Source organism: Photorhabdus khanii NC19 (genome assembly GCF_000517265.1).
Classification (GTDB): domain Bacteria; phylum Pseudomonadota; class Gammaproteobacteria; order Enterobacterales; family Enterobacteriaceae; genus Photorhabdus; species Photorhabdus khanii.
This window is the reverse complement of the sequence record NZ_AYSJ01000002.1, coordinates 309,642-327,233: the sequence shown is the minus strand read 5'-3', so window position 1 is coordinate 327,233 and position 17,592 is coordinate 309,642. Positions and strand designations below refer to the sequence as shown.

Genomic DNA, 17,592 nt, shown 5'->3' with positions numbered 1-17,592 from the left:
ATTATATGCTATCAACCACAACTGGAATTAACGTTAACGAAAGTAATCTGCAACAAACTGTTGAACAGTCTATGACTGTACCTGTTTTATTTTATTTTTGGTCTGAACATAGCCCCCACTGTCAAGAATTGGGCGTAATTCTGGATAAACTGGCAGCAGAATATGCAGATCAATTTATATTGGCAAAAGTAGATTGCGATAAAGAACAAATGGTCGCTTCACAGTTTGGCTTACGGGCCATTCCTACTGTCTATATGCTGCAACAAGGCCGACCAGTAGATGGTTTTCAGGGGCCACAACCTGAAAATGCGATCAGAGAGATGCTTTCCCGCGTATTGCCCAAGCCGGAAGAGTTGAAAGCCGCCCAAGCCGAAGAACTTATCGCAGAAGAAAAACTCCAAGAAGCACTGCCACTGTTAAAAGAAGCCTGGCAATTAGCCCCTAAAAACAGTGAAATCGCATTAATGTTGACCAAAGTGCAAATTATGCTCAATAATATAGAAGAAGCTCAGGAAATTCTGAATCTTATCCCATTACAGGATCAAGACACGCATTATCATAGTTTACTGGCTCAAATTGAGTTACAAAAGCAAGCAGCAGATACACCAGAGATCCAGCAATTGCAACAGGAATTCTCCACTCAACCGGAAAATGCAGATCTGGCTGTTAAGCTGGCTCTGAAATTGCATGAAGTAAGCCGTAATGAAGAAGCTCTGGAACTATTATTGGGCTTCCTGAAAAAGGATCTTTCTGCCGCTAATGGTGCAGTACGGAAAACAATGATGGATATTATGTCTGCAATGGGAACCGGTAACGCTCTGGCGTCGAAATACCGTCGCCAAGTTTATTCGCTGCTTTACTAATTTATTTGATTAAGGAATTGCTATGGACTTATTTGCTTTTGGTGCCGTCCCTATTCTGATATTCATTGCAGTGGTGGTTGTATTTACTTGCGTAAAAACAGTGCCACAGGGTTATCAATGGACGGTAGAACGCTTCGGCCGTTATACCCGGACTTTATTACCGGGCCTGCATATTATTATCCCTTTTATCGATCGCATTGGCCGTAAGATTAACATGATGGAACAAGTGCTGGATATTCCTTCACAGGAAGTTATTTCCCGCGATAACGCCAATGTGACTATTGATGCAGTCTGCTTTATTCAAGTTGTCGATCCTGTTCGGGCCGCCTATGAAGTCAGCAATCTTGAGCTCTCCATCATTAACCTGACTATGACGAACTTCCGTACCGTTTTGGGTTCAATGGAACTGGACGAAATGCTGTCGCAGCGTGATTCCATCAACAGCCGTCTATTGCATATTGTTGATGAAGCCACTAACCCGTGGGGCGTGAAAATTACCCGTATTGAAATCCGTGATGTGCGCCCACCGAAGGAATTAATTTCCGCTATGAACGCCCAGATGAAAGCAGAACGTACCAAACGTGCTGATATTCTGGAAGCGGAAGGTATCCGTCAGGCGGCGATTTTGAAAGCCGAAGGTGAAAAACAGTCTCAGATTCTGAAAGCCGAAGGGGAACGTCAGTCCGCGTTCCTTCAGGCAGAAGCGCGTGAGCGTGCCGCTGAAGCAGAAGCTCGCGCAACCAAAATGGTTTCTGACGCGATCTCTGACGGTAATATGCAAGCCATTAACTACTTTGTTGCCCAGAAATATACCGATGCACTGACCAGTATTGGCGCCTCCGGTAACAGCAAGGTGATTATGATGCCGCTGGAAGCCAGCAATCTTATGGGGGCTATTGGTGGTATTGCTGAACTGATTGGCGAGAGCAAAAAAGGTAAATAACCATGATTGCACAGATTGCGGCTCAAACAACCTGGCTTTGGTTCTCTTTCGGCGGTTTACTGTTAATCGCAGAGCTTCTGGGAACCGGCGGCTATCTGTTATGGACCGGTATAGCCGCTATCGTTGTTGCGTTTATCACCTGGTTACTACCTGGAATAGACTGGGAATTACAAGGTATTCTGTTTGCAACTCTGACGCTGCTCTCTGCGGTGCTATGGCGCTACTGGTTACGTAGCCGCCCGTCAAAAGGCAGCGATACGCTGAACCAGAAAGACCACCAGCTCATCGGTACCCGGGCTAAACTGATTGCGAATACCGAAAATGGTTACAGCCGGATCAGGCTTGCTGATGGAAGCTGGCGAGTTCATTGTAACAGTGAACTACCCGCCAATACCGAAGTAGAAGTCATCGCTGTTGATGGCATTACACTGAAAGTAAAACCCGTCGATTCTCAATGAGAACAGCAACCAGACAAATGATCTATGATGGGGCACGCCGCCCCATCATCTCCTGGGCACTCTTCCGCCAAAGCTAACAACTTACTTCTGATTTCCTGTAACTCTTTAATCGTCTTTTCTATCTGAGCCACTTTATGCAACGTTGCCGCTTTTACATCGGCACTGTGACGGTTGGGATTTCGAAATAACACTAAAAACTCACGACACTCCTCAAGCGTAAAACCGACCTGCTTCGCCTGACGCAACAGCGTTAACTCATCAATATGTTTCTGCTGATAATAACGGTAGCCATTATCACCTCTTTCCGGCGGTGTGATCAGATCCTTTTCTTCATAAAACCGAATAGCTTTACTGGTCAGGCCGGTTCTTTGGGCAATTTCACTGATGTTCATTTTTTCCCCTTGACCTTACCCTTGAGGGAAGGTTTAACCTTCGCAACAAGTCAGAAATTCACTTGAACTGTGTAGATATCATCATCAATTATCATACCGATGTGAAGAATAATTATATCACTATGTGTTAGGAGATTTTTTTATGTCACATACCACTATTTTAACATTACAGGGACTCTCCTGTATGCACTGTGTTAACCGTGTGAAAAAAGCACTGGAAAATCGTGCCGATGTAGAGCAAGCCGATATTACTATTGATTATGCCAAAGTAACCGGCGAAACCTCTCCTGAATCTTTAATAGAAACGATTAAAGAAGCGGGTTACCAAGCCGCCATTGCCAGCCAGCCTGATGTCGAACTGGAACTTTCTGGCCTGAGTTGTATGCATTGTGCAGGTACTGCACGTAAAGCACTGGAAGCCGTAGATGGCGTTATCGCCGCAAATGTGAATACTGAAACCGCTAAAGTTTATGGTAAAACCGATACCGATACGTTGATTGCCGCCATTGAGCAGGCGGGTTATCACGCAAAACTGGCTGCCGGTCAAAACCTCCCAAAATCTAAGCCGCTGACAATACCTGCTTCAAACAGACCGGAACCTTTGGCAGCGGCAACCTCTTCTATTCCGGTCGAAAAAACTGATGTATTTCTGGTCAGTGACAGAGATGACAGTATCCAGTTACTGCTGGATGGTATGACCTGTGCCAGCTGTGTGAACAAAGTTCAAAAAGCATTGCAAAGTGTCGATGGCGTGGAAAATGCCAGAGTGAACCTTGCTGAACGCAGTGCTTTGATTACTGGCAGCGCATTACCCGACACACTGATTCAAGCCGTGGAAAAAGCCGGATATGGTGCAGAGCTGATCCAGGACGAAACTGAACGTCGTGAGCGCCAGCAACAAGCTTCTGAAGCCAATATGCGCCGTTTCCGCTGGCAATCGGCATTAGCCTTGGTTGTCGGTATTCCAGCCATGGTATGGGGCATGATGGGCGACAATATGATGCTCACCCCGGCAAACCATAACATCTGGCTAACTATCGGGATTATCACGCTTGCCGTAATGATTTTTGCTGGTGGTCATTTCTATCGCAACGCGTGGCAAAGCCTGAAAAACGGTAGTGCCACAATGGACACCCTAGTGGCATTAGGAACAGGTGCCGCTTGGTTTTACTCTATCAGTGTCAATCTATGGCCGGATGTTTTTCCCCCACAAGCCCGTCACCTTTATTACGAAGCCAGTGCCATGATTATCGGTTTGATAAACCTGGGACATGCTCTGGAACAGCGTGCCCGCCAGCGCTCCTCAAAAGCACTGGAACGCCTGCTGGATCTGACACCACCCACCGCCCGTGTGGTGACAGAAAATGGTGAAAAAGAGATACCTTTGGCTGATGTTAAACTGGGAATGACATTGCGTTTGACGACGGGTGATCGTGTTCCGGTTGATGGTGAAATCATTCAAGGTGAAGTCTGGATAAATGAGGCAATGCTGACCGGTGAGTCAATCCCACAGCAAAAATCTAAAAGCGATAACGTTCACGCAGGTACAACTGTGCAGGATGGCTCTGTACTGTTTACTGCCGCCGCTGTCGGCAGCCAGACGACATTAGCGCGGATTATCAAATTGGTACGTCAGGCACAAAGCAGTAAACCCGAGATGGGTCAGTTAGCAGATAAAATTTCCTCAGTATTTGTTCCCGTTGTCGTGGCAATTGCCGTGATGGCAGGTGCCATTTGGTATTTTGTTGGTCCGGCACCACAAATTATGTATTCATTGGTCATTATTACCACGGTGCTGATCATTGCCTGTCCCTGTGCTCTTGGGCTGGCTACACCGATGTCAATTATCTCCGGAGTTGGCCGGGCAGCGGAATTTGGTGTTCTGGTACGGGATGCTGATGCCCTGCAACAAGCCAGCACACTGGACACCCTTGTTTTCGATAAGACCGGTACATTGACTGAAGGTGTGCCACAAATTATTGATATCCATACTTTTAACGGATACAGTGAACAAAATGTATTAATTTGGGCAGGCGCACTGGAAAGTGGTTCTAACCATCCATTAGCCAAAGCCATTCTTGCCAAAGCCGAAGGACTGGAATTACCACAAGTTGAACAATTCCGTACTCTGGCGGGATTGGGTGTCAGTGGTGAAGTGAATGATACAGCACTGTTGCTGGGTAATCAGGCATTGCTGGAACAAAATCAGATTGATACACAGGAATTAAAACCGCTGATTGCTCAACAGGCTGAGAAAGGTATCACGCCGGTTATTCTGGCGGCAGGAGGCAAAGCGGCGGCAGTGCTATCAATTCGTGATCCATTGCGTGAAGACACCTTTAGCGCACTGAAACGATTACATCATCAAGGCTACCGTTTAGTGATGCTGACCGGAGATAACCCAGTTACTGCCAATGCAATTGCCAAAGAAGCGGGTATTGATCAGGTGATCGCAGGTGTACTACCAGATGGCAAGGCCGAAGCTATTCAGAAGCTTCAGGCGGCAGGCCACAAGGTTGCTATGGTGGGAGATGGTATTAACGATGCGCCCGCACTGGCACAAGCTGATGTTGGGATAGCGATGGGCGGTGGTAGTGATATCGCTATTGAAACCGCAGCAATAACACTGATGCGTCACAGTCTGCATGGTGTGGCTGATGCGGTTGAACTGTCTAAAGGAACGCTGCGTAATATGAAACAGAACCTGTTGGGCGCATTTATTTACAACACATTAGGGATTCCAATTGCCGCCGGTGTGCTCTATCCCTTTACCGGAACATTGTTAGATCCGGTGGTAGCAGGTGCAGCGATGGCGCTTTCTTCAATTACGGTGGTAAGTAACGCTAACCGATTACTGAGGTTTAAGCCTAAATTCTGAATCACCAGAGAAATGAGTCTGCTTTGATGATGTTAGTCAAGGAATGCCCCAATAACAGGGTCTTCGTGCTCAGCCCCTGCGGCTGGCAAGGTAAATGAAGGAGGGAGAGAAAATTTCCTTGTATGTTGATAACAGTAAAGGAATATTCAATGAAGATACAGCAGAAGTACAGCTATAGTATTAGCCTGAAATAGAGTTAGCCTAAAAAATAAATGCTGAACTGGAGTTCAAATGGGACGACTGATTAAATACCTTACCAATATGCTGGGGCTGAACTCATCACGCCGTTATCCTTATCCAGCTTGTGATATTACACTGACTGGAGGCCGATATCTGCATCTGGTAGGCAGTATTCATATGGGCACGGAAAATATGTTTCCGCTTCCAGAAATATTAATGGAGCGGCTTAATCAATCCGATACATTAATTGTAGAAGCAGATATTACTCAGGCAAGTTTCCCATTTCATGATGACGAGTTTCAATCGTATTCCCGTATTGAACAACGTCTATCTTCTGAAATGTATCAAGATTTTCAGCGCTGCTGCCATGAAATCCGGCAACAGGAAGAATGGCTTAATTTATTACCCTCATGGCAAATTGCTTTAATTTTACAGGCTGAACAAGCGCAAAATCTTGGATTATCCCCTCACTATGGTATCGATTATCAGTTGCTGAATGCAGCTAAAGCACAAGGGAAAGCCATTATTGAACTGGAAGGTGCTGATTCACAGATTAGTTTGCTCAATCAAATACCGAATAACGGCCTGCCACTATTGGAAGATACATTAGCCCATTGGTACACCAATGCCTGCGCTTTACAAACGATGATAAGTTGGTGGATGGATTATCCGCCTGAGCAACAAAAACATGCTTTACCAACAACTTTCAGTGAAGAAATATATCAACTGCTGATGACTGAACGTAATAAGCAATGGAATCAGCGCTTACGGGAATTACCTGCCGGACGGTATTTGATCGCTGTCGGAGCTTTGCACTTATATGGTGAGGGTAATTTGCCTCAGATGTTAATGGAAGGACAGAGCTAAAAAAAGGCCAATATTTCTATTGGCCAGTCAAAAGAGGAATAACCTGTTATTTTCATTATTCTTATTATTCGGAGTATTACCCATTTGTATACAGGCAACAGAGCCGAAAGTCAGAATATCAATTTCACAATTCTATTTCATCCGTTACCCTAGATTACAAAATTATCTTCTGTAATGAAATTATGACACCAGCGATCATTTTATTAGAAAAACAAAAAGTTAACTTTACTCTTCATCCCTATGAACATGATACCAATGAGCATAACTTTGGTGATGAAGCAGCTAAGAAGTTAGGATTGAATGCCAGACAAGTGTTTAAAACGTTGCTGGTCGCACTTAATGGTGATGCTAAAAATTTGGTCGTCGCCGTCACCCCCGTTTCAGGTCAACTGGATTTAAAGAAGGTCGCCAAAGTCTTTAAAGCCAAAAAGGCAGATATGGCTGATCCATACATAGCTCAAAAAATCACGGGTTATCTGCTCGGTGGGATCAGCCCGTTAGGACAGAAAAAACACTTGCCAACGGTTATTGATAACCAGGCGCAACAGTTCTCGGCTATGTTTATCACTGGCGGTAAACGAGGATTAGATATTGAGCTGGCACCTGCTGATCTGTGTCGTTTGCTGAATGGTACTTTTGCCGATATAGCAAAAGGTTAATCTCTGCAAAAAAGGGCTGCCAGATTGGCAGCCCTTTCAATTCATCACCTTGTCAGGGATTATTGATAAACAATTTCACCTTTTGGCTCATAATCAGCCGCGTTCAGTGGTGAGTGCTTTTCGATATAGCCTTTCAGAACTTCTGCATCAACAAAACCGGTGTTGACATAAGTTGGGTAATTATCAATACGTGGGTAACCATCACCACCGATAGCGTTAAAATCAAGCATTGCTATGCGGTAAATTTTATTTGGCTCCAATGGCTTACCACCAATTATTACCTCTTTAACATGTTTACCATCAGCAACCAGACTGACATTCACGAACTGAGCATAAGCGCCAGAATCAACTTTCATATTCGCAATCGTCGCCAGATACTGTTCAACTTCGCTGCCTTTCATCTCAACGTAAACCAATGTGTTAGCAAATGGATGCACTTTCAACACATCTTTATAAGTGATGTCGCCTGATTCAATTGAATCACGAATACCACCACCACTCATAATCGCAAAATCAGCATCAGCGCGTTCCATCATAGCAGAAAGTACGACATGGGCCATATTAGTCTGAACAAAACGAACTTTGCTGCGATCACCTTCTAATTTACCCTCAACAGAACCCACTTTTAAGCCAAGTTGTTTATCACCTTTATCCTGGTAAGGCATCAACAACTTCATCATTTCCGGGTTTTGCGCAATTTCATGAGTGTAATAAACACGTTCAGAAGAACCATCTTCCTTTTTTACTTTCTTCTTGAGATTAATGGGGATTAACTGATAGTGAGTCAGCTTTAATTCACCATTACGGAACTGGAAGTCAGCACGACCAACATATTTGCCCCATTCGTGCGCCTGAACAATCCAAGTACCATTCTGACGATCAGGCGAACATGGCGTTCCTGGTACATAATCGATCTGTTTGTAGTTTTTATTTTCCGCAGACATACAGACCGGATCTTGTGAGTGACCACCGACAATCATATCCAGATAACCGGCAGGCAAACTACGCGCCATTTCAACATCACCCGGTGCATTGGAGCCATAATTACCATTGTCATAGTGTCCCATATGCGTTGCCGCAATAATGACATCTGGTTTTTCATTTTTCTTCAGTTCCTCAACCACTATTTTGGCTTCTGTCGCGGGAACACGAAATTCAACATCTGGGAAATTAGTAGGGTTGCCGATTTTAGCCGTATCATCGGTGGTCAGTCCGATAACCGCAATCTTTACACCCTGCTTATCAAAAATGGTATAAGGCTTGAACAAACGCTTACCAGTGCTTGTCTTGTAAATATTAGCCGCAAGGAAGGGAAAATTTGCCCATTTTTCCTGTTGAAGCAACACTTGCAAAGGATTATCAAACTCATGGTTGCCCAATGCCATCGCATCATAGCCCACCAGGTTCATACCTTTAAAATCAGGCTCTGCATCTTGCAAATCGGACTCTGGTACACCGGTATTAATATCTCCGCCGGAGAGCAGTAACACACTACCGCCTTTTTTGGCGATTTCCTGACGGATTTCATCAACGACCGTTTTCTGAGCGGCTAAACCATATTCGCCGTAGTCGTTATGCCAAAAATGACCATGATGGTCATTCGTGTGCAAGATAGTAATGTCATAGGTTTTGTCTTTTTCCCATGCATTTGCGATTGCTGGAAGTAGTGTCATAGAAACAACCAAAGCGCAAGCTGAGGTCTTAAACGAAAATCTCATGGTATATCTCCATGTTTTTTTAGTGAATTGCCATGCAAAAACAGCTTAAGAAGCTAACAAGGCGGGATTTATTGATAATTCTATGGGATAGGTCACTTATGCGACTATTAGAACATGCTTAGTTTCATCTTTTCGAACATCTTATCAAACTATTCTCTGAGATAGTAAAAAATCAACTATCAGCCTAATATATATTTAAGTGCAACAAATAACCAATGAACTCACTTCCAAATAAGATAGGTTGGCAGTTAATATGAGCGAACAGAGCAACACCACCATAGTTCCACCTCATGCAAGAAAAACCAGGAATACCGTTTTTACTATTCTTGGTGCGATCAGTATTTCACACTTGTTGAACGATATGATCCAATCGTTGATTCTGGCGATTTATCCTTTACTGCAATCAGAATTCAACCTGAGTTTTGTGCAAATTGGTATGATCACACTAACCTACCAGATTACTGCATCTTTATTACAACCACTGATAGGTCTTTATACCGATAAACATCCACAACCCTATTCACTGCCCATTGGGATGAGCTTTACCTTATCAGGTCTGTTACTGCTGGCCTATGCTGAAAGTTTCCCGATAATCTTATTAGCGTCTGCATTAGTTGGCACCGGCTCTTCGGTATTTCACCCTGAATCGTCACGCGTAGCACGCATGGCATCCGGTGGGCGCCACGGGCTGGCTCAATCTCTTTTTCAAGTCGGCGGTAATTTTGGCACTTCCCTCGGGCCTTTGCTAGCGGCTGCGTTTATCGCGCCTTATGGTAAAGGCAATGTCGGCTGGTTCTCTCTGGCTGCATTACTGGGAATTGTCGTGCTGTTGCAGGTCAGTAAATGGTATAAGACCCAAAATCATACCAAAAAAAATCAAGCCAAAACTGCCCCTGTTGTTAAAGTTTTATCAAGAAAAACAGTGATCAGTTCTCTGTCTATTCTGTTGATCTTAGTATTTTCCAAATATTTTTATCTCACCAGTATCAGCAGCTATTACACTTTTTACTTAATGCACAAATTTAGCATTTCTGTACAAAATGCCCAGCTTCATCTGTTCATCTTTTTATTCGCAGTCGCGGCAGGGACCATCATTGGCGGACCTATTGGTGATAAAATTGGCAGAAAGTACGTTATCTGGATATCAATCCTTGGCGTTGCACCTTTTACATTGATTCTGCCTTATGCTTCTCTGTACTGGACAAGCATACTGTCAGTGATTATTGGTGTGATTCTGGCATCTGCGTTTTCTGCAATCCTGGTATATGCTCAGGAGCTTATTCCGGGTAAAACCGGGATGGTATCCAGCCTGTTTTTCGGACTAGCTTTTGGTATGGGAGGTATCGGCGCCGCGGTACTAGGTTACATTGCGGACAGAACAAGTATTGAACTAGTTTATCAGATTTGTGCTTTTCTGCCGTTACTTGGAATATTTACCGCACTATTACCTAATATAGAAGATAAGAACTAAAAAAATCGCCAAACAGCCCCACATAAAAGTTATTTTTTATGTGGGAGTAACCTTTATATACCTCATAAATGTTCAAACAGATCAATACAAATCGATGTTACGGGTAGTTTAATCCTTTCAATCCATATTTTTTGATGTTTTATTCATTTTTTTAGCGAATTTACCTCGAATTACCTATAAGATACGGTTACACCTACCTCTTCACTATTCTATTTAATAGCCTCAGCAAGAAGGAGTCTTAATGGAGCATTCGACACCACTTATCACCACTCTCGTTGGCGGGTTCGTCCTCGCTTATCTGCTTGGTATGCTGGCACAACGTCTGAAAATCTCACCACTGGTTGGTTATCTTACCGCCGGTGTACTCGCTGGTCCTTTCACCCCCGGTTTTGTCGCTGACGCATCACTGGCACCGGAACTGGCAGAAATTGGTGTTATCTTATTAATGTTTGGTGTCGGGCTGCATTTTTCACTCAAAGATCTGCTGGCAGTAAAATCCATCGCTATCCCCGGTGCTATTGCGCAAATATTGGTAGCAACACTACTTGGTGTAGGGCTATCAGCAATACTGGGTTGGGAATTATTTAGCGGTATCGTCTTTGGTCTCTGCCTGTCAACTGCCAGTACTGTCGTTCTGTTACGAGCGCTGGAAGAGCGTCAACTGATCGATAGCCAACGAGGTCAAATAGCTATCGGCTGGCTGATTGTTGAAGATCTGGCGATGGTCCTGACACTGGTATTACTGCCTGCGGCTGCCGGTATTCTGGGTAATCACGAAGCCAATGCTGGGCAGTTATTTATGGAACTCGCCATTACCGTCGGAAAAGTTATCGCGTTTATTCTGCTGATGATTGTTGTTGGCCGCCGTCTAATTCCGTGGGTACTGGCAAAAACCGCCAGTACCGGCTCCAGAGAACTATTTACCCTTGCCGTACTGGTTATCGCGCTGGGTATCGCTTACGGTGCCGTTACGCTATTTGATGCCTCATTCGCTCTAGGTGCATTCTTCGCCGGTATGGTACTGAACGAATCAGAACTCAGCCACCGGGCTGCTCAAGATACATTGCCACTCCGAGATGCTTTCGCTGTTCTGTTCTTCGTATCCGTTGGTATGCTGTTTGATCCGATGGTACTGATTCAGCAACCTCTCGAGATACTGGCAACGCTGGCAATTATTATTATCGGTAAATCTGCCGCTGCAATGTTGCTGGTAAAGATGTTCGGTCATTCACGCCGTACTGCGCTGACGATTTCGGTCAGTCTGGCACAAATCGGTGAATTTGCCTTTATTCTGGCGGGTCTTGGCGTTGCACTTGGCTTGCTTGACGGAAATGCCCGTAACCTTGTTCTGGCTGGTGCGATTGTTTCTATCATGCTAAACCCAGTTCTGTTTAGCCTGCTGGATCGTTATCTGGAAAAAACAGAAACAATTGAAGAACAACTACTGGAAGAAACTCTGGAAGAAGAGACGCAAATTCCTGTCAATATCTGTGATCACACTATTGTTGTCGGCTACGGACGCACGGGTAGCTTACTATGCCAACGCTTGCAGGAAAACGGGTTCCCTCTGGTTGTGATTGAAAATACCAGAGCCAAATTTGAGGAACTGGGAGAACAAGGTATCAGTGCAGTCATGGGTAACGCCGCCAGCAAAGATATAATGTCGCTGGCACGCCTGGACTGTGCTTGTTCCCTATTACTAACAATCCCTAATGGTTATGAAGCAGGTGAGATTGTCGCCAGCGCAAGAGAAATCCGCCCGGATATTAATATTATTGTCCGTGCTGACTATGATGACGAAGTTACCTATATTACGGAGCGTGGAGCTAGCCATGTCATTATTGGCGAACACGAAATTGCCAAAACAATGGCAAATGTGCTGGTAAATGGTGAACAAGGTTATCCAGTTGAACCTCCCTCTGTATCGCCCTCTTCGCCATCGCTTTGAGGAAATGCCGCTGATAATGGAATAATTTCCTATCCATAACCGAGCTGGGTCATGACTTTTATCATATGAGATATCCCATGACCCATTTTACTCAATTTTAGAACAGAGAAAATCAAACACGAATTCGACAGTCTCCAGTATCTTTTTGGATAACTCTTCTTTTTTTTAAAAAAAATAGGAAAACAATATCAAATCTCAATATTATATCAGAGATATAAAATACCCTTGATTGAGGAATAAAACATGGAGAATGAGAAAACGGATAGTACTAAAGAAGCAAAACGATAAAACAGATTAGGTTTTAAACGACCCGCTTCCTGTCCTTCCCGATATAGTATTTTTCCCACCCCCGTCCAAATCAGGGAAACGGGTAACAACGCACAAACAAAAGTCGTCATGGAAAAGATATAATCTACCCACTGAGTGAACGCAGTAAAAGGTAATACATATGTAGCAAATACAAAAGCTTTGGGATTAAGTAAAGTGGTAAATAACACAACGTTGAAACAGACTTTCACCCCATTTTTGCTTAATGAAAAATGCCAAACTTTAAAAGCCAGATAAGCAATGTATGTTGAAGCACAAAGCTTTAAAACTAATATCAACCATATGAAAGTCTGAGGAATTATGGATAACAATAATCCCCATAAACTAATTGCTATTAGATAACCCAACATCTCAGCCAATACCAGCCTGAGAGTGCTAATAAAACCATGTGAATATCCAGATAATACTAAAAGGGTATTTGTCGGTCCAGGCATCATTAAGACCATAGTCAACATGCCGGCAATTTTCACATAATCATAATAACTACTCATAGTATCCTTAGATAATAATTTATCATTTAAAGTGTATATAGGAAATCCTTGGTATAAGTTCTATTATATACTTCTTTTTTTTCAAATTAACAATATAAAATCATGGTCATTAAATGCTATTACTTTCTCTTTCCAGCTATTAATTAATACCAAAAAGATATTTCTCAACCCTGAAACAACCAATCCCATAATCGCCACAAGGTCAGTTATTATATAATCACAAAAACGCCTAATAATATCATTAGACAATAACACACAATTCAAATTATATATAAACACCTTAGTAAGAGTTATACCATATAATTCTTTTTTATAAAATTAGCCATATAAAAATATAGTCATTAGGTGCTTTATTTTACCTTGGCAGCTATTAACTTCATCCTTTGTTCAAATGCTAATAATCTCAATGTATATTCAGATACATCCCAATGGTTTCAATCCAATAACAAACAAGACTGAAAAAATCTTGTATCAACATTAATATAAAAGTCAAAAAATTACGGCAGAAAAGCAATATCTCCCTGAATAATCTTTATAAATTATTAACCATATCTAAAGCTGTACCATCGAAACTAGAGTAGAAAAACTCTAATCTATGTATTGATACTATGCACAAAATATGAAATGGCGAATCGAATGATGGAATATTGCAGAAACATCTTACCTTCAATCCACATATAACTAATATTAGGTATTTTACTGATATAGTTAAAAATAGTCATCACCAAAATCACTTTTTTATGAAAGATGATAGTCATATCGCTTTAATGATGAAAAATTCCAAATAAAAAATTAAATGTAAAAATGCAGCATAAAAAATTTAATTATACAAAATTATTAGATAAAAAGATTAATATCAATATATCCCATCATAGCGACAATGTTACAGCGTCTTTAAGTGACTAAACTTAATTGTTCCACTACTACTGCCATGTTAAGTAAATTCGCCCATTGAATTAATTTAATAGTTAATTAATTCCAATTAATAACAAAGAGTAATTACTTCTCTTAATATAATACATAGATAAGATTAAGCTGATACCAATCACTATAATCGCTTCGATCTTATTATATCTTGGAAACGGTGCTGAAATATAAAAATGAATTATTTAAATAGAAAACTTCCTACAATTAAACAATTACAATGCTTCCTCGCTGTTGCTCATGAATTAAACTTTCGTCGGGCTGCTGAACGGATGCTCATGACTCAACCCCCATTGACTCGGCAAATCCAGTGCTTAGAAGAAATGCTCGATTGTTCTTTATTTACCCGAAATACTCATCAAGTTTATTTGACTGAGGTGGGCGTTCAATTTGAAAAACAAGCTAGAGAACTTATAAACCAATTGGGTCATTTGGTCAGAGAAATAAATAGAGAAAGTTGTACAGTAAAAATTGGAATCACACGTACGCTAGATTCCAGCCTCATTCCTTCCATTTATCCTGCCTTTAAATTACTAGACGATACAAATGTAATATCCTCTCATCAATTGATCTCAAAACAATTACTGCAAATGCTAGGAAGTGGGAAGCTGGATATTGCCTTAGTAGGTGAAAAACCTCTTAGCCATTTACAAGAATTTAGTTTTTACTGGCTTTATCGTGAACCGTTAATGCTAGCTCTTCCCTCCTTCCATCCTGCAAGCCTTAACGATAGAGTCTCACTAAAGGATGTAGCTGATTTACCTTTATATTGGTTTTCACGTAAAGCGAATCCTGGCTTCTACGGTAAATGCGAAGCCTATTTTCAAAAGTTACCATTTCCCTTGAAGCGAATACCAAAACCTGATGACTCATTGATCATGTTGGCTAATATAGCCAGAGGGAAAGGAATGGCACTGATGCCACAGTCAATGTGTGTATCAATGCGCAAAGGCCTGTGCTATCGCAAGTTAGATAAGTCAGACAATGATATTGGTTATTATTGCCATTTTTGTGGAATCACCGGTTCCTTCATTATTCTCAGGAAAACTTGAGAGTCATCTGGCGAGTGTCTACATGGGGATCGCCGGTTCCGTTTTTGCCTATCTTTTTTGGAATATAGGTATTGCTACTAGAGGACCAGGAAAAACAGCGATATTTTCCAATTTCGTTCCAATTTTTGCTCTTGGTATACAAGTAACGATGGGGGATATTCCAAGTTTAGCGCAAGTTATTGGAATAATTATCACCATTGCAGGGGAGCTTTTAGGACAGGGGGTGGTTACTTCGTGGTTTATATCTAAAGGATTGCCGGCAAAATAATAATCTACAATAATTAGTTGTTTGTTTTCTAGGGGGCTTGGGAAAATGGAGATATACTGCCCCCCGTTTTCTCAAAACCTGATGGGTAACTGCTGTAATTAAAATGGTAATTCGCTGAAATTTAATTAGTTACCGTTGCTTTTCAAACACGGTTTGATGAATCGTTATCTCCCTGATTACCTGACAATGACAGAGAATACTCAAGTTATGCCAAACCGAGATTTAGTTGAATCAATAAAAACTATCCCTGAGATTCTAGCCTTGCTTGATATCCTCCCTTTCCTAAAGCATAGGTATCTACACAAATTTCGCCAAAAATGGTACTGATATTCAGTATGCATTCAACTTTTCCATCGCCGGGCTCAACGCCCAGCTCAACCGTCGATATCAATCTTTGGTTAAACAACCTATGACTTCTGCCACTTCCGATCTCAGTTTGGCCGTATTTTTCAGGCATACACATTTTCCTCAACAGCTTGTGTGCTTATGTATTGAGTCTGCAAAATAGCCTTAGTGATTTCGTTAGCCATGATGACATAATAAGACTGTCCTACTTTATCTGACATATAAAATTCTTCTGTCACAGCTATAAAAGTCTGACGGCAAGCCTCAATTAAAATCATCCCTTGAATATGTTGTCCAGTTTGGTGGTCAGCCATTAACTCACAACGTTCATCAATTAATAGTGGTAAAGAAAATAAATTTTTATTCACTTTCTCTGCAACACCTATCACCGTATTATGTGTTATTTTTTTATGGGAGTATTCATTTTTCCTCGAAACGGTTAACTGTTGCAAAGTAGTTAGGTCTATTTCGTTATTATGGCACTGGTTTCTCTTCTGATTATCTCATATTTTTTCTGCAAAATCATATCTTATTCCCTGACCAACAATAAACTGCTTATTTATATCAATAATATGAGCAGGGATTTGTGTAATAAGATCCAATTGGCTAATGGTAACGACATCTTTACCATTGGCAAATGCATTAAATTTGTCCCCTACAACGACTATTTTTTTACACTCTGCTGTATTTTTCATTTTCGCTACCAGATTTTAAAACATCAAGAAATAGAACGATAAATACGTGTATAAAGACCACCATTTCCACCTGTAATGTAGTTATCCCCAGCTTGCTGGATAATGTTCAGATAACGTTCATTGGTAAACACTTCTAAATAGCTTTCTTTATCTACATTAAATGCCGAAATAAACATAACACCAGGTTGACCACTAATCAGAGAGAGGTAGGCTTCAAAACTGGTAATTTTTTCTTTATTTTCCCGCACTACATTAAAGATTGTCTCTTCACGCCATTGACGGTATTGTTTATAATTTTCTGCCGGTACTTCTACATGGCGAAGTTGAATATATTCTGTAACAGGAAGATCATCTTCCGAGTCAATTGGCGCTTCAACAAATTTTACCAATTCACGGCGAATATCTCCGCTTAATATTGAAGAAAAACTCTTAAATGCCGATTCTAATTCGTTTTCACTTTCGCTTATTTCATCAATAGATGGCAGATAACGAAGTTGTATCCTTCATTNCCCTTTCATTTTAGTGATGGTTTTTTATTATTTTCCGCTATTGTTTATCATAACGAAACTCAGGTGNNAGTTTATTNTTCCAAGTCCAATTAATTTTTTTAACCTTAATCGTATTTGGATCCGTTTTTCATTGTTTCGTTGTTAATGTTCGGATAATATTATTTTATTGTGTTTTTTAATTGTTATTTTTGGTTATGTTTTTCTATTAAAGGTCATTAACTCTCTTTTTTAAAAGTTCATTCTGTGAGTTAGTCCCTCCTTGATATAAGAGTTTTAATGCTGCTGTATTTACGCTTTTAAATGATGATGGCAATTTAGGTAAACGTAAAATAAGCGGAGTATAAAGTCGCCGATAAATGAATTAAATATAGCAGGGTAAACAAAGTGGGATTCTACCTTGGCATTTTAAACTGTTATTAAAATTCACTGTCTTAACTTATGGTTTTAATCGGTATAAAATTTCATCGTTGTTTTCATTGATTTTACCGCCTGATTTTTATTAAGTTTAATCATCATCGGATATCGCGTTTTACCTTTAATCAACGTTAATCATCCCTCATTTTTCAGGGATTAAATCCTGCCAAGCTAACTGTTTTATCCCTTT

Annotated in this window: 17 protein-coding genes; 10 read left to right on the top strand and 7 right to left on the bottom strand. The window is 41.4% G+C overall.

The window, feature by feature from the left end:
• Positions 1-5 precede the first annotated feature (5 nt).
• Genes PTE_RS01485 through PTE_RS01475 form a run of 3 tightly spaced genes read left to right on the top strand, consistent with a single transcriptional unit; the run spans position 6 to position 2,264 of the window.
• The gene (locus tag PTE_RS01485) at positions 6-863 is read left to right on the top strand and encodes a co-chaperone YbbN (RefSeq protein WP_036842527.1); all 858 of its coding nucleotides are present in this window, start codon (positions 6-8) and stop codon (positions 861-863) included.
• A gap of 22 nt (positions 864-885) precedes the next feature.
• Positions 886-1,806 (top strand): SPFH domain-containing protein, encoded by a 921-nt coding sequence (locus tag PTE_RS01480; RefSeq protein WP_036842526.1) that lies wholly within the window; start codon positions 886-888, stop codon positions 1,804-1,806.
• A gap of 2 nt (positions 1,807-1,808) precedes the next feature.
• Complete coding sequence (locus tag PTE_RS01475; protein ID WP_036842524.1) at positions 1,809-2,264, top strand: NfeD family protein; 456 nt, start codon at positions 1,809-1,811, stop codon at positions 2,262-2,264.
• Here the strand turns inward: PTE_RS01475 and cueR are convergent.
• Complete coding sequence (gene cueR / locus PTE_RS01470; protein ID WP_036842522.1) at positions 2,258-2,656, bottom strand: Cu(I)-responsive transcriptional regulator; 399 nt, start codon at positions 2,654-2,656, stop codon at positions 2,258-2,260. The two genes, PTE_RS01475 and cueR, sit on opposite strands and share 7 nt — an antisense overlap.
• Before the next feature lie 142 nt (positions 2,657-2,798).
• Here cueR and copA point away from each other — a divergent pair, with 142 nt between their 5' ends.
• The 3 genes from copA to ybaK all read left to right on the top strand — a co-directional run bounded on the left by copA (position 2,799) and on the right by ybaK (position 7,240).
• The gene (gene copA / locus PTE_RS01465) at positions 2,799-5,534 is read left to right on the top strand and encodes a copper-exporting P-type ATPase CopA (protein ID WP_036842519.1); all 2,736 of its coding nucleotides are present in this window, start codon (positions 2,799-2,801) and stop codon (positions 5,532-5,534) included.
• 231 nt (positions 5,535-5,765) lie between these two features.
• A complete protein-coding gene (locus PTE_RS01460; protein WP_036842516.1) occupies positions 5,766-6,581 on the top strand; it encodes a TraB/GumN family protein in 816 nt (271 codons plus the stop codon).
• Between the two features lie 182 nt (positions 6,582-6,763).
• Positions 6,764-7,240 (top strand): Cys-tRNA(Pro)/Cys-tRNA(Cys) deacylase YbaK, encoded by a 477-nt coding sequence (gene ybaK, locus PTE_RS01455; RefSeq protein WP_036842514.1) that lies wholly within the window; start codon positions 6,764-6,766, stop codon positions 7,238-7,240.
• Positions 7,241-7,299: 59 nt separating this feature from the next.
• On the opposite strand, the gene ushA is transcribed toward ybaK, so the two are convergent.
• Positions 7,300-8,958 carry a bifunctional UDP-sugar hydrolase/5'-nucleotidase UshA gene (gene ushA / locus PTE_RS01450; protein ID WP_036842512.1) on the bottom strand — a complete coding sequence of 553 codons (1,659 nt, stop codon included), beginning with the start codon at positions 8,956-8,958 and terminating at the stop codon, positions 7,300-7,302.
• Between the two features lie 253 nt (positions 8,959-9,211).
• On the opposite strand from ushA, the gene PTE_RS01445 reads away from it, so the two are divergent.
• Positions 9,212-10,429 (top strand): MFS transporter, encoded by a 1,218-nt coding sequence (locus PTE_RS01445; protein ID WP_036842510.1) that lies wholly within the window; start codon positions 9,212-9,214, stop codon positions 10,427-10,429.
• Between the two features lie 241 nt (positions 10,430-10,670).
• Complete coding sequence (gene ybaL / locus PTE_RS01440) at positions 10,671-12,377, top strand: YbaL family putative K(+) efflux transporter (RefSeq protein ID WP_036842507.1); 1,707 nt, start codon at positions 10,671-10,673, stop codon at positions 12,375-12,377.
• Positions 12,378-12,583: 206 nt separating this feature from the next.
• On the opposite strand, the gene PTE_RS01435 is transcribed toward ybaL, so the two are convergent.
• Complete coding sequence (locus PTE_RS01435; RefSeq protein WP_036842502.1) at positions 12,584-13,195, bottom strand: LysE family translocator; 612 nt, start codon at positions 13,193-13,195, stop codon at positions 12,584-12,586.
• Positions 13,196-14,295: 1,100 nt separating this feature from the next.
• Here PTE_RS01435 and PTE_RS01430 point away from each other — a divergent pair.
• Positions 14,296-15,171, top strand: a complete 876-nt coding sequence (locus PTE_RS01430) for a LysR family transcriptional regulator (RefSeq protein ID WP_239002360.1) — start codon at positions 14,296-14,298, stop codon at positions 15,169-15,171.
• On the top strand, positions 15,104-15,439 hold the full coding sequence (locus PTE_RS01425) for an EamA family transporter (RefSeq protein ID WP_241826112.1): 336 nt from the start codon (positions 15,104-15,106) through the stop codon (positions 15,437-15,439). Before PTE_RS01430 ends, PTE_RS01425 begins: the two co-directional genes overlap by 68 nt.
• 241 nt (positions 15,440-15,680) lie before the next feature.
• Here the strand turns inward: PTE_RS01425 and PTE_RS01420 are convergent, their stop codons facing one another.
• Genes PTE_RS01420 through PTE_RS01410 form a run of 4 tightly spaced genes read right to left on the bottom strand, consistent with a single transcriptional unit; the run spans position 15,681 to position 16,868 of the window.
• Positions 15,681-15,896: a hypothetical protein gene (locus PTE_RS01420; RefSeq protein ID WP_036842500.1), complete on the bottom strand. Its 216-nt coding sequence runs from the start codon at positions 15,894-15,896 to the stop codon at positions 15,681-15,683.
• Positions 15,889-16,236 (bottom strand): AfsA-related hotdog domain-containing protein, encoded by a 348-nt coding sequence (locus tag PTE_RS26135; RefSeq protein ID WP_239002362.1) that lies wholly within the window; start codon positions 16,234-16,236, stop codon positions 15,889-15,891. The genes PTE_RS01420 and PTE_RS26135 overlap by 8 nt, the downstream gene beginning before the upstream one ends.
• A 51-nt stretch (positions 16,237-16,287) precedes the next feature.
• Positions 16,288-16,479, bottom strand: a complete 192-nt coding sequence (locus PTE_RS26130; RefSeq protein ID WP_239002363.1) for a hypothetical protein — start codon at positions 16,477-16,479, stop codon at positions 16,288-16,290.
• A gap of 23 nt (positions 16,480-16,502) precedes the next feature.
• Positions 16,503-16,868 (bottom strand): hypothetical protein, encoded by a 366-nt coding sequence (locus PTE_RS01410; protein ID WP_245218981.1) that lies wholly within the window; start codon positions 16,866-16,868, stop codon positions 16,503-16,505.
• Positions 16,869-17,592 lie beyond the last annotated feature (724 nt).